Origin of the sequence: Ensifer sp. Root31 (assembly GCF_001424825.1) — a bacterium.
Classification (GTDB): Bacteria; Pseudomonadota; Alphaproteobacteria; order Rhizobiales; family Rhizobiaceae; genus Ensifer; species Ensifer canadensis.
The window spans coordinates 104493-117928 of record NZ_LMCO01000013.1 but is presented as its reverse complement, the minus strand read 5'-3'; the positions used below and the strand labels follow the sequence as shown (position 1 = coordinate 117928).

The 13436-nt window shown below is 61.4% G+C and carries 10 protein-coding genes and 3 pseudogenes; 6 read left to right on the top strand and 7 right to left on the bottom strand.

The features are described 5' to 3' along the window. Positions 1-38 precede the first annotated feature (38 nt). The gene (locus ASD00_RS15265) at positions 39-263 is read right to left on the bottom strand and encodes a hypothetical protein (protein WP_057207405.1); all 225 of its coding nucleotides are present in this window, start codon (positions 261-263) and stop codon (positions 39-41) included. Between the two features lie 240 nt (positions 264-503). Here ASD00_RS15265 and ASD00_RS38765 point away from each other — a divergent pair. The 6 genes and pseudogenes from ASD00_RS38765 to ASD00_RS15230 all read left to right on the top strand — a co-directional run. Then, positions 504-665: pseudogene (locus tag ASD00_RS38765) on the top strand (type 1 glutamine amidotransferase domain-containing protein); the annotation flags it as partial. Positions 666-990: 325 nt separating this feature from the next. Continuing rightward, entirely contained in the window at positions 991-1791 is an 801-nt protein-coding gene (locus ASD00_RS15255; protein ID WP_057207414.1) for an SDR family oxidoreductase, read from the top strand. Between the two features lie 79 nt (positions 1792-1870). Further along, positions 1871-3226 (top strand): epoxide hydrolase family protein, encoded by a 1356-nt coding sequence (locus tag ASD00_RS15250; protein ID WP_057207413.1) that lies wholly within the window; start codon positions 1871-1873, stop codon positions 3224-3226. Positions 3227-3287: 61 nt separating this feature from the next. Further along, complete coding sequence (locus ASD00_RS15245) at positions 3288-3926, top strand: VOC family protein (protein ID WP_057207403.1); 639 nt, start codon at positions 3288-3290, stop codon at positions 3924-3926. Positions 3927-4208: 282 nt separating this feature from the next. Then, positions 4209-5156 (top strand): GlxA family transcriptional regulator, encoded by a 948-nt coding sequence (locus ASD00_RS15235; RefSeq protein ID WP_025428231.1) that lies wholly within the window; start codon positions 4209-4211, stop codon positions 5154-5156. A 317-nt stretch (positions 5157-5473) separates the two neighbouring features. Beyond that, the gene (locus ASD00_RS15230; RefSeq protein WP_057207401.1) at positions 5474-6271 is read left to right on the top strand and encodes a DUF1194 domain-containing protein; all 798 of its coding nucleotides are present in this window, start codon (positions 5474-5476) and stop codon (positions 6269-6271) included. Positions 6272-6288: 17 nt separating this feature from the next. On the opposite strand, the pseudogene ASD00_RS41660 reads toward ASD00_RS15230, so the two are convergent. The 6 genes and pseudogenes from ASD00_RS41660 to ASD00_RS15200 all read right to left on the bottom strand — a co-directional run. Then, positions 6289-6576: pseudogene (locus ASD00_RS41660) on the bottom strand (hypothetical protein); the annotation flags it as partial. Positions 6577-6769: 193 nt separating this feature from the next. Continuing rightward, positions 6770-8824 carry a calcium-binding protein gene (locus ASD00_RS15220; RefSeq protein ID WP_057207399.1) on the bottom strand — a complete coding sequence of 685 codons (2055 nt, stop codon included), beginning with the start codon at positions 8822-8824 and terminating at the stop codon, positions 6770-6772. A gap of 291 nt (positions 8825-9115) precedes the next feature. Then, positions 9116-9247: pseudogene (locus ASD00_RS41655) on the bottom strand (transcriptional regulator); the annotation flags it as partial. Between the two features lie 560 nt (positions 9248-9807). Next, a complete protein-coding gene (locus tag ASD00_RS15210) occupies positions 9808-10680 on the bottom strand; it encodes a dioxygenase (RefSeq protein WP_057207397.1) in 873 nt (290 codons plus the stop codon). Positions 10681-10693: 13 nt separating this feature from the next. Continuing rightward, positions 10694-11767: a prolyl oligopeptidase family serine peptidase gene (locus ASD00_RS15205; RefSeq protein WP_057207396.1), complete on the bottom strand. Its 1074-nt coding sequence runs from the start codon at positions 11765-11767 to the stop codon at positions 10694-10696. Further along, on the bottom strand, positions 11764-13413 hold the full coding sequence (locus ASD00_RS15200) for a bifunctional 3-(3-hydroxy-phenyl)propionate/3-hydroxycinnamic acid hydroxylase (protein ID WP_057207395.1): 1650 nt from the start codon (positions 13411-13413) through the stop codon (positions 11764-11766). Before ASD00_RS15200 ends, ASD00_RS15205 begins: the two co-directional genes overlap by 4 nt. Positions 13414-13436 lie beyond the last annotated feature (23 nt).

Here is a 13436-nt window from a genome sequence, read left to right as displayed (position 1 = left end):
ATTCACCTGATCCCCTGCAAATCACTCAGAGGATTGAATCACGCGTCCCAAGTACCGGCAATACCGAGTTTTTCAACAGTATCGGCCCGAAGCGGCCAACGGATGCGAGCCGCAGCCATAGGGGTTGCGCACAAACCCGTCACCAGCCAGAAGCCGACGCCGTCGCGCAAGAAGGTACCAATGAGCGTCGCTACCCGCAGGACGGCGAGGGCATTCTGACACAGCAGCGCGCAGGCGCGCGGGGTGGCCTCATCCGAGGCCATGGCCAACAGCTCCAGTCGTTTTTCGGCGTCGCCTTCGAGCGGTGCAGGTCATACCAGGCGACCAGCTCTGCCTGCGACATGATGTGCTCCTGTTTTGCGTGATTGAGACGTGTCACGTGGCGGAGTCTATGTTGACGGATGTTGGCGGTCGATCGGATTAAGGGAGAGGGAAGGCTACACCTGCGGATAGGACAGCCTGTACTGTGAGTGGACCGAAGCGAGGATTTGTTGGTCACGAGGCCCTTCCTCGTCGAGGACGAACTGAAACGTCTGGGCGGCCATTATGAAAAAGCTGGCGAATGGGCCGATTTTACCGTCATGGACGGTCGGCTGGTTATCGGTCAGAACCCGGCTTCGTCCGGCTGTGCTACCATGACGCTGCTGACGTTTCTGCAGGCCTAGTTGCGGTCCGGCGCGTGCCACCGGGGCCCCGCCGGCGCCCACGTGCCAAGCCTGTCCGCCGGCTAATCGGATCATAACGCTGGTCGAGATCGTCGAAGACGGCCCCGTGAAGCAGTCAGACGACAAGATGTCGTCTGCTGCGTCGCGCTTGCGCTGAAAGAGTTCAAGCGAGCCGACCGCCATCCTTCGTGCCGGCGCGCTGAACGCGCCTCGTGTTCGAGTCGGGCGCTGGGCGTGCGTCCTAAATTGACGGATATACGACATTTGAGACGGGCAGGCTTCGTCTTAACATCAGGGCTGGAAATTCAACCTGATGGAGATTGTCATGACTGGGAATTCGAAGGATACCGCACTGATTACCGGCGCTTCTTCTGGTATCGGCGCGATTTACGCCGATCGGCTGGCGCGCCGGGGCCATGACCTGATCCTCGTGGCCCGCAACAAGGCGCGTCTCAATGCGCTCGCCAAGCGGCTCACCGACGAGACAGGTCGCGCTGTCGAAGTGATCGGAGCGGACCTCGGTAACAAGGACGATCTCGGTCGCGTAGAGCAAGTGCTACATACCGATGCCAGCATAACCACGCTGGTCAACAATGCCGGCGTCGGTGCGACCGCCCCGCTGTTGGCGTCCGATATCGACAAGATGGAAGAGCTGATCACGCTGAACGTCAATGCGCTGACGCGGTTGACCTATGCTGCGGTGCCCGGCTTCGTGAAGCGTGGCACCGGCGCGATCATCAACATCGCCTCGATCGTCGGTATCGCACCGGAGCTGCTGAATGGTGTGTATGGCGGGAGCAAAGCCTTCGTGCTGGCCTTCACCCTGTCGCTCCAGAAGGAGCTTGCCGACAACAATATCCGCGTCCAGGCCGTTCTTCCGGGTGCCACGGCGACCGATTTCTGGGGCATCGCCGGGACGCCCCTGGAACATGTGCCGACCGAGATCGTCATGTCCGCCGAGGATATGGTGGATGCCTCGCTTGCAGGCTTTGACCTCGGCGAGTTGGTCACCATTCCGGCGCTTCCGGACGCACGCGATTGGGAGGCTTACGAAGCAGCGCGGCAAAAGCTCATGCCGAACCTTTCGCTCAGCGCGCCTGCTGCCCGATATCGAGCCGCAGGGTAATTCCGGTCTTCAGCGACCCACTGAAATGCACGCCTATGTCGGCGGCGTCTCGCCGATCCTCGAAACAAGGAGAATGATCATGTCGAGATCCTATTCGATAATTGGCAAGCGCAATCGCCTTGCCGCCTATGCACTCGCTGGAACGATCGCAATTTTTCTTCCCGCGGTCGTGGCTCACGCCGAAACGAGTTCTCCCGCGCGCAGCGGCATCCAGGTTGCGCAGGCTTCCGTAAACGGTGCGTCCGATGCCCAGCCGGCTGTCGACGAAACCATTCGTCCATTCCAGTTCCGTGCAGCCGACGAGGCCCTTGCCGATCTCAAACGGCGCATCGTCGCAACCAAGTGGCCCGATCAGGAGCTGGTCACGGACGATACGCAGGGCGTGCGACTGGCCACGATGCGGAAGCTTGCCGACTATTGGGCCAACCAGCACGACTGGCGAAAGGTCGAGGCGAGGTTGAACGCCTTGCCTCAGTTCGTGACGAACATCGACGGCGTCGATATCCACTTCATTCAGGTGAAGTCGAAGCACCCGAACGCGCTGCCGGTTATCATTACACATGGTTGGCCCGGCTCGATCATCGAGCAGCTGAAGATCATCGATCCGTTGACCAATCCGACAGCGCACGGCGGTACCGCAGCCGATGCGTTTGATGTCATAATTCCGTCAATCCCCGGGTACGGCTTTTCCGGCAAGCCCACCGAGCTCGGCTGGGATCCGCAGCGTATCGCACGGGCCTGGGCCGTTCTGATGGACCGCCTGGGTTACAAGAAATATGTCGCGCAGGGCGGCGACTGGGGTGACGCAGTTAATGAGCAGATGGCGCTACAGAAGCCTGAAGGGCTGCTTGGCATCCACACCAACATGCCCGGCACGCTTCCCGATAACATTTCCGCGGCGCTGGCCGGCGGTCCGCAGCCGACGGGCCTGACGGCCGACGAGGAGTATGCGTGGAAGCAGCTCGATTTCTTCTACAAGCATCGTGTCGGCTACGCGTTGGAAATGGGAGCCCGGCCACAGACACTCTACGGCCTGGACGATTCACCCATCGCCCTTGCCGCATGGATGATTGATCATGATCCGGAGAGCCAGAAGCTGATCGGCCGCGTCTTTGACGGGGCTAATGAAGGGCTGACGCGCGATGACATCCTCGACAACATCACGCTCTACTGGCTGACGAACACGGGGCTGTCTTCGGGTCGTCTCTTCTGGGAAAGCAAGCTCGCTTTCTTCGCGCCCAAGGGCGTGACCATCCCGGTCGCGGTAAGCGCTTTTCCTGACGAAATCTACACCGCCCCCCGCAGTTGGACTGAGAAAGCCTTTCCGAAGCTGATCCACTACAATCGGCTGCCCAAGGGCGGGCACTTTGCGGCCTGGGAACAGCCGGAAGTCTTCACTGAAGAGTTGCGAGTCTCCTTCAGGTCGCTGCGTTAGTCGATTTGAGAAAGAAGGGGCGCCAATAGCGCGCCGCCTTCCCAACCACTAGGAAAAAGCCATGACCATCGCAACCAAAACCCCCAAGGGGCAAACGGTCGACCTCAAACTTGAGGTCGTTGTTATCCCTGTTTCGGACGTTGACCGCGCAAAACGCTTTTATGACGGCCTGGGTTGGAGGCTCGACGCCGACTTCGCGGTCGGTGACACATTCCGGGTCGTACAGTTCACACCGCCGGGATCACCGAGCTCGATCCACTTCGGCACAGGGCTGACGTCGGCGGCACCCGGATCGGCACGCGGGCTGTATCTCGTCGTCTCGGATATCGAAGCTGCCCGCGCCGAACTCATCGGTCGCGGCGCCGACGTGAGCGAGATCATCCACCGCGCCGGTCCTGGGCAGCCGCCAATCAGCGGCAGGGATCCGGAACGGCGCAGCTACCGCTCCTCCGCCTCGTTCGCCGATCCGGACGGCAACGGCTGGCTGCTCCAGGAGGTCACCGAACGATTGCCTGGACGCGTGGACACGGACATCACGACATTCACCTCGTCGAGCGAACTCGCAGGCGCGCTACGGCGCGCGGCAGCCGCCCACGGCGAGCACGAAAAGCGAACCGGCGGCAAGCATGATGAGAACTGGCCGGACTGGTACGCCGACTACATCGTACAGGAGCAGGCCGGCAAGCCGCTACCGTTGTAACCCTCCGCGAGGCCGTATTCGGGTACGCAATCCACCGAAAACCGGATTGCGTACCCGTCTGCATCTTGTCGCAGGGCGTCTACGACTACGATGAGGCGGACGGCATCCGGTTCCCGACGAAGCGCCGCGCCTTCTTGCGGGGCACGGATGATAGCGTCGTCGAAGATCCGCTGCTGGTGTCCGTCAATGTATGCAACATCCACTTCGCGTACGGACGAGGGCGCTTCTTGCGATGGCGCAAATGTGATATAAGCGGCGGTTTCAGACAAAAGGTGGTGTGCCATGCACAAGATCGGTTACGTCGTGTTTCCAGGATTCCAGCTCCTTGGTTTTGCAGCGGTCACTGCCTTCGAGATGGCCAACATTCAGCTTGGAGAGCCGGCTTACGAGATAACGTTGCTTTCCGAAGCCGGCGGAGAGATCAAGTCGTCGGCAGGCTTTGGTGTCATCACGAAAGCCTTCGACGATACGACCTACGACACCGTGATGTTTGGAGCCGGCACGACGATCGAGCCGATGACACCGGGCCTGATCGAGTTCGCGCGCCATTCCCTGCAAACTGCGCGTCGGCTGGCTGGCCCCTGTACCGCCGCCTTCATTCTTGCAGAATCCGGGCTGCTGGATGGGCGCCGTGCGACGACGCATTGGCTTTTTGCGCGCCAGCTCCGGGAGCGGTTCCCGGCCGTCAAGGTCGAGGAGGATCGCATCTTCATCGTCGATGGCTCCGTATGGACGTCGGCGGGAATGACCGCGAGCATCGACCTGGCTCTCGCCATGGTCGAGAAGGACCATGGTCAGGACGTTGCTCGCTCGGTCGCACGCAAGCTCGTGGTCTACCACCGCAGGGCCGGCGGCCAATCGCAGTTCTCGGCGTTGCTCGAACTGGACCCGAAGTCGGACCGGATCCAGAAATCGGTCAACTATGCCAAGGCCAATCTGCGCAGCGTTCTGTCGGTGGACGAACTGGCGGATGCGGCGGGCTTGAGCGCGCGCCAGTTCAGCCGCGCCTTCCGGTCAGAGACGGGGCAGTCGCCGGCCAAGGCGGTGGAGAACCTGCGCGTCGAGGCGGCGCGGCTGCTGATGGAACAAGGCCGCCACTCCATGGATGTGATCGCGGAGGAAACCGGCTTCGCCGATAGCGATCGCATGCGCCGGGCTTTTCTGCGGGCACTCGGACAGCCGCCCCAGACTATCCGGCGCAACGCCCGCGACAGTGAACTGGCACCCTGAATCGGGAGAGCGAGGGTGTCGCGGCACAGAAGAACTGTGCACTGCTGGAGATGGTGATCGAGTTGTCGTGTGGTTCCCCAATCTTGGGGTTCATGGACTCTGCTGGCAGGCATAGCGAGGTCGGCGGTTCGAACCCTTCAAGGCGAGGGGTTCACAGTTGGCTTTCCGAAGGGCGGCCGGTCCATCGGCCAGCCACTTTTCGTCTGGAATGGGTGGGTGCGCCAAGAGCGGACAGGTGCTGAATCTGAGTTAGCATCCCTGTATTGCGAGCTCGCTGAACGGGCGTAGTATGATCGTGCACTGGGCTTCCGATCGCGATGAAACCGCAATGTGCGCTTATTGTCTGCTTTGGCCTTCTGGGGGGCAGCACGCCCGCTCAGCTTTCTCAATTTGACGTTGATCTTGAGTTGGTTCTTGCCGTCGATGTCTCCTACTCAATGGAGATCGACGAACAGCGTGCGCAACGTCAAGGCTATGTGAATGCATTTCTCCAGCCCGAACTCGTCAATGCAATAGAGGACGGGTCTATCGGCAAAATCGCCGTGACATACGTTGAGTGGGGTGGCTCTGCTGTCCAGATCATGCCTTGGACGCTGATCGATGGCCCCAGCACTGCGGGCCAATTCGCCGATGCTCTGCGCCAGCAACCGATGAGGAGGATATCGTTCACCTCGATTTCCAACACGCTGGCGTTTTCACGAAACCTCTTCTTAGCTAGCCCGTTCCAGGGAATGCGACGCGTGGTTGACATATCGGGAGATGGGCCGAACAACTCCGGGGTGCCGGTACCCGTTGCCCGTAATTCGACTGTCGCCCAAGGCATCGTGATCGATGGACTGCCCATCATGTTGACGCGTCAGGATTCCGCATCGATTCCGGACCTCGACGCTTATTATGAGAATTGTGTGATCGGTGGAGATGGGGCCTTTCTGTTGAAAGTCTCAGATCCTGGCGATTTTGCGGAGGCTATTCTCAGCAAGCTCATTGTCGAGATACTTGGACCGAACGTGAGCGAGCTGCAGCGGTTCGAGCCACTGTTGCAACGCGTCGACTACCGAGCAGACTACAATTGCTTTGTGGGCGAAGAAATGCAGGAGCGTCGCATTGGGCAATAGTTCAATGCGCTTTGCGTTCACGCTGAACCGCGACCTGCGCGCTTTGAGAGGCTGACGGGTGCGCCTGATCTGCGTGAGCGTTTCTGGCGGAAGACCTCGGCGGGTGTTTTGTAGCCGAGGCATTTGCGCGGTGTTGCGTTCAGATGATTGCAGATATCGGTTAGATCGCAGTCGCTGAGCGACAGGGGATCGACCTCTCTCGATAGCCATTTCCTGGCCCGTCTGTTGGTGTTTTCGACGGTTCCTTTCTGCCAGGGAGATTGTGGATCGCAGAACCATGTTTGCGCTCCGATGCTGGCTTGCAGGCAGGGCCGCGGGCGGCAACAATGTCGTGATCGGCGAACCATGGCATCCCGGCTCCTCGCGGTCATCCACGACCTCGACACGGCGTATGGACCGGCGGCGTCATCCCATCGATGGACGCCTGACCACGGTGGCCAACGAAGCCGCGGCTGCAGGCGAATGCGGGCCCCCGGAAAGCTGAGGCCTAGCGTGCCGTCAGCCGAGGCCGAAGACGACATCGCCTTCCATGAGAGCCGAGAGCGAAACATGCTCAATCAGAATGCCTTCGACATCGGAGCCGTTGAAGGCGATGAACAAGCCGTCGGTCGTATCGCTGGCGGCGGCAAGAAAATCGGCATAGCTGTGAATGCCTGTGGCGTCCTGGGCCTCTTCGGAAAAGGCGATCCGATCGCCCTGCCTGCCAACGAAATCGAGAATGTGATCGAGGCCCGCCTGGCCGGAGGTTTCCGACGACCACAGAAACGTGTCGGCGCCGCTGTCGCCCTTCAACAGGTCGGCGCCATTGCCGCCACTCAACAGGTCGTCCTGCGAGCCGCCGTCGAGAAAATCCGCACCGTCGCCGCCGAAAAGCTGGTCGTTTTCCGAGGCGCCCCTCAGCGTGTCGTCCCCACCACGCCCATCGAGGATATCGTTGCCGCTCGACGAATAGAGGGTGTCATTGTCGTCGCCGCCGCGCAGCACGTCGTCGTAGCGCCCGGATGAGACGTTGAAGTACTCAACATTGGTGAAGGCCAAGCCGGTGTGTGTTGCGCCGCGTGTCGCGTCGAAGTCGGTTGCCTGCGGCAAGCCGCCATAGTTGAGGTTCAACAGATCCCGGCCTTCGCCGCCATCGACCTCTCCGAGGTAACGGGCATTGATCGTGTCGTTGCCCGCGCCGCCGCGCAGAATCGACGCGACGCCAAGGGTGCCGCTGCCGGGAAAGGTGTCCTGCAGCCAGTCATCGCCGGCGCCGCCATCGAGCACGTCGCTGCCGCCGTCATTGGCAAGCGTATCCCTGCCGTCGCCGCCAAAAGCCACGTCATCGCCAGCGCCCGTCTCTATCATGTCGTCTCCGACGCCGGCATCGATGTAGTCGTTGCCCTCCTCGCCATCGAACCGGTCACGCCCGGCACCGCCTTCGAGATGATCGTTTCCCGCGCCGGCATCGACCACGAGATAGGTAAGATCACCCGCGATGACCCGATCGTTGCCGCTGCCAAGCGCGAGGCTTGCCTCCTCTATGCCGCGCAACACCGTGCCGGTCGAGGCCTCACCGGCAGCGAAATCGACGGTGAGGTCGCTCGTGCTCTGCGTCTCCTTGATATAGAGCCAGTCCTGGCCGGCGCCGCCATCGATCTCGGCGGAGTAGAGTGTCGAGACGATCTGGTCGCGGCCGTCGCCGCCAAAAAGACGGTTGGCACCGAGCCCGTCGGTGATCATGTCATCGCCCGCGCCGGCGTCGACGAAATCGTTGCCGCCAGCCGTCTCGATAACGTCGCCAAGTGCGCTACCCGTAATATGATCGCTTCCGCGTCCCGTCGTCAGCACAATCCGCTCGACATCCTGATACTGGATGAAGAGATGCCGCTCCTCCTGCGTCCCGTATCCGATGATGCCGTGACCATTCTCCAGGTTGAACACGACCGGAGCGGCTGACGCCGAGAGGTCGACGGCCAGCGTATCGTCTCCGGCACCGCCGAAAACGGTGCTGCCCGTCCCGACAAGCACGAAGCGGTCATTTCCATCACCGCCGTCGATACGGTCGTGACCACCCGTATTGGTGATGATGTCCTGTCCCGCGCCCGCATTGACGACGTCGTTGCCGGCACCGGTCGAAATCCGATCGCCCCTGGCAGTTCCGGTGATCCGGTCGTCACCACTGCCGGCGAGCAGGCGCAGCCACTCGATATCGTGGAAGAAGATGTGCCGGTTTGTGGCGCTCGGGTCGCCAACATAGCCATGGCCGCTGGCACCGTTGAAGACCATCCGGTCTGCGCTTTGCGAGAAGTCGACGACAAGGCCGTCATAGCCGCTGCCTCCGGTAACTGCGCCGCCGGTCCCGGTGAGAACGATCTGGTCATCACCGGCACCGCCGTCGAGGCGATCGTAGCCGTTCGAACTTGTCAGGGTGTCGCTTTCAGCCCCACCATCGACAAAATCGTCGCCGCCGCCCCCATCGATCGTATCGCTGCCGGGCAAGCCCCAGATGTAGTCGGTTTCCTCCGAGCCTTTCAAAGCATCGTTTGAGTACGAGCCTACGATCTTTGCCATCTCGCCATCCCTTTCGATAGACTTATGCCAATACTTGCGATCACTCGAATAAGATCACCAAGCATCAAATCTATTTAACTAATTGCGTAAATCAACTCCGAATTAAGCTTCCAAATGGAGGCAATTTAATTTGAAATCTATATTAGATATCGAAAGGGAACTGCGGAGAATTGCTTTGAAGTAAAGCCAAGATCTGCGGAAAGACGAAGCCATAGGTCAGGACGTGCTGTGACATGCTCGAGGACGTCGTTGCCCGAGAAGAGGTCCGTCATGTTTCTCTAGAGCCCCAGAGAGAATGTGGACAAGGGTGCAATCTGCGGCCTCGGCGGCGCGGCGCGGCCTGTTGAGTTGGATCGACCCTACCGCTTCTGACTTCTCGATCAATTCGATGGTTTAGGACCGAACGCCGATGCGTGCACCGACGAGAAGCCTGGTCCGTACGTGACCCCTATGTCGTGCCGTTGGCCAGAAGCGAGATCGGCATCGAGAATCTGAAGTGCGAGAAGATCATCTCGTTCTCGCGTCAGAACCTGTCGTTCACCGAGCGCCATTTCACTGAAAATTCGAGGAGCACGATCGCTCGATCCGCCCAGCCGCAATTGAGCGCTCCGGAAGATGAGGGGGTGTCGACTTCAGGCTTGGGCTCGGGGTCGCCTTGAGTAAGCACGATCCAACCGCGGCCCGGGACGACATCATCGACATTGCTCGGTCGCTGGTCAGAGCGCGGAAGTCAGGGGCGAGGTCTCGAAAACCTCGTGGTCTGCGATCCCTCAATCAAACGGAGCGGCTTGCCGGGCCTAGGCCTCCCGGATCCCGGCCGTTGGCCGTCGCGATGCTGATCCTCCGAGACGAGGCTTTTAACCGGTCAAGCCGCGCGCGAACGGGCTCTGGCAGCGCTGCTACCGTCGCTTGGTACGCTCATTATTCTCCCAAGCTGCCGGCGGGGTCCGTGTTCGACCTCACTCAAAAGCTACAGTTCACGACTATCTGACGTTGCTGCAACTGCGATGTTCGAATTTGTCCTCCTGCACCATGACGAAATCGAATGCGGCCTGCCACGAGGTCGCGCCGTCGATGCGCTCGAAATCAGCGATCAGGGAGGATTTGACACCGAAAACGGCGTCGGAAGTGAGGAAGGGGTCGCCGCCGGTGAAGATGTGGGTGACAATCTTCTGGTGGCCCGGAGCAGTTACAAGGAAATGCATGTGGGCCGGGCGACAGGGGTGGCGATGGAGCGCCTCCAACAGGTCCCCAGCAGGCCCGTCGTCGGGAATGGAATAACTGACAGGCTTGATACCGACGAAGCTGTAGGCGCCGTCGGCGCCCGTGACGAAGCGTCCGCGGTTGTTCCATTTCGGCTGCAGGTCCGGCTGCTGAACGTCGTAGAAGCCATCGGCATTGTCTGACCAGGCGTCGATTGTTGCCCCGTCTATTGCGTTGCCGTCGAGATCAATCACCCGGCCGTGGAACAGGCAGCTTTCGCCCTTACCGTCCAGACTGATGCTTTCCCCCATCGCCCGGATCGGCGCGTTGGCGACGTGGAACGGGCCGAAGACGGTGTTCTCCGTCGCGCCTTCGGGACGACGGTTGCCGATGGCGTCGACCAGCATGGAAAGCCCAAGGACGTCGCTGAGCAGGATAAACTCCTGCCGTGTGTCGGTACAGGTCTGGCCGGCGCGGGTGAGGAAATCAACGGCCAACTCCCATTCCCGCTGGGTCAACTCCACGTCCTTGATAAAATCATGCAGATGTCGAACGAGGCTCGCCATGACCTGACGCATGCGTGGTGCCACGTCTACGCCAATCCTGCCGTTCACAGTCTCGGCGGAGTGTTCCTCAGTGAAATAACGGCGCATCAATCGCTCCCTGTCAGGCGGATCGGTCGAGCCGTGCGGCGAACCAGTCGCCGACGAGTGCCGTCCGCTCGAAGCTGTGGTTGTATATCGTGTGCTCACCGTCCGGCCAGACGCGGAGGGCGCCCTCGCCCGTCGCGGCATCGAGGAAGGGTTGCTGGTCCTCCAGTGCCACCAGCGGATCGGCGCCTCCGTGCAGGACGAGAAGCGGGCAGGCGATTCTGTTCCGCGCCGGATCGAAACGCAGCTTTTCCATGACCGCCTCAATCATCGCTCGATCCTCGGTGCCGATCATTGCCGCGCTCTGCTCGAAGGCCGTGCGGAAGGGCAGGATGGCGGGGTGGGCGAAGGAGCCGTTGACGCAACAGGCGCGGATGCGGCTGTCGCTGCCCGCAGTGCGTGCCGCCCACAGGCCGCCGTAGCTGTTGCCCCAGATGCCCGGCGCGCCGAGGCTCGGATCGTCCAGGATGACATCGACCCAGCGGTTATAGGCGGCCTCGACCCCCGCCTGAAGATAAAGGCCTTGCTCGATGCGGGTCTCGCCCTGGCCGGGGCCTTCGGCGAGAAGGGTGGCAAGCCCGCGGCGCGCCAGCTCCCGGGCGATTGGCAGATAGGCGATGCCCCAGCCGCTCTGGCCGCCGAACAGGATGACGGTGCCGTTTGCACTTCCGCTTGCGGGGCGCACCAGCCAGCCGATCAGGCTTTTTCCCGAATATCCGGTCTCGACCCGCTCGAAGGGCAGGCCGAAGACAGGGGTGAGCTTCCGACAGGCGGCGACCAGCCTGCGATACAGCGCGACCTTGCGGGGTTCGTCGAAATTGAAGGCCATCTGGGCGAAGACCAGCGCGGCGATGCCGCGCTGCCGTGCCTCGCCGGCGGTGACGATGTTTCCTTCAGCCTCGGCCCGGTCGGCGTGTTGCAGGCGCTCGGTGGCGATGGTTTCTGCCACCGCATCCCAGGGCTCGCCCTCCGAGATGCGGGCATGAAGCCGGCGCGCATCCCCTGGGTCCATGCCGCAGTCGAGAAGCCGCGTCAGTGGCATGGCCCGCTGATGGGCAAGGTTCGCCTTGATGACCGAGTCCTCGGTCATGCCCGTGCCTCCATGGTGGTCTCAAAGGTGGGTACAGGCTGACGCAGCCAGTGCAGCCTGTCGCGAAGGCCGCGCAGCAGGGTGGGGAGATCGGAGAGATCCCGGACTGCACCATACATCAGGAAATCGGGACGGCGCAGATAGGCGGCGAAACCATTTCTCTCCAGAAACGCCAGTTGCACGCCGTCAAGATCTGCGACTTGATCGGGCGCAGCATCGGTGTCGCCGACGACGATCCAGCGACCGCCGATGGCGTCGAAGAAAGCGTGGGTCGCGGGATCCAGATGGAGGCTCGGGTCGGTCCGGCTGACGATCAGGAAGCCGCGCCCCACCACGTCGTCCATCAAGCCTTCGCGGCCGCCGGCGCGCACGAGGCCCTGTGGCGTTGGTGCACCGGTGGGGGTGAGGAGGTTACCATCGGGCTCCACATGCACCACGCCGGTCTCGATCTTGGGGAAGGGCGGGGGCGGCGGCATGTTTCCGGACAGGAAGAGTGCATTGCGTTCAGCCACCTTCGCCGGGTCGTCCTCGTTGGCGACCTTGCCGAGCATGGTCGAGGTCTTGGTGATCTGCGTGACATGCGGGCGCCGCTCCGCTTCATAGGTATCGAGAAGCTCCGGCTCGGCTTTGCCCCGCAACACGAGGTCCAGCTTCCATGCAAGATTGGCGCTGTCGCGAATGGCCGAACAGGCGCCCTGGCCCATATAGGGCATCATCGTGTGGGCGGCATCGCCCACCAGCATGACCCGGCCTTCCTTCCAGCTTTTTGTGATCGCGGGGTCAAATGTATAGACAACGTTGCGGATCGGCCGGATTTCGTCGAGCCCGATGCCATGCTGCTCGCTGAGCCAGGCAAGGCCGTTCTTGATGTCTTCCCAGTAGCTGGTTTCCTCGCCCGGCAGCACGCGCATCTCGAAACGCACGCGGGATTTGCCGATCGGCATGTACATGTGCGCCCGTGCCGGGTCGCAATAGATCGAGGTAATGGCAAAGCGGTCGCCGAGATCCTTGACGTATTCGGAATCAAGATTGAGCCAACGTTCATGATGGCCGTACTGGTGACGCGCGATGCCGAGTGCGCGGCGCGTGAAACTGTTGGCGCCATCCGCGCCGATCACATAGTCCACCTCGATCCTGCGGACTGGATCGCCCCCGTCAGAAACCGCCTTCCACGAACCGTCCCAGGGTTGGGCTTCCAGAACGACCTTGTCCGCACTCTGCTCGAGCTTGGAGACTTCCCAGCCGCGTAGGAACTCGACGTTCGGCAGAGGCTGTGCGCGGGAATAGATCGCGTCCTCAATTTCCGGCTGGAAGATCGAGATATGGGCGGGAAAACCGCATTGCTGCCCCTTCCAGTCCAGATCGATCAGAATGTTTCCCTGATCGTCGAGGTAGTGGTAGGTGTCGATCGCCTGCGCGTCGCGAAGGGCATGACCGATATTCCCGGCCGAGGCTACCAGGCGTGCCGTCTCGCCGTCGATATGGCTGAGGCGGGGCAGGCCGTAGGGTTCGGGCCAGCGCTCGATGACGATGACATTATGGCCGGCTTGTCCGAGGAGCGAGGCGGCAGTCAGGCCCGCAGGCCCGCAACCGATAACGGCCACTTGCCGGTGCACCACAGGCGACGATGCCTTGGATTGATTCATGTTATCCTCCCGTTTTGCAGATA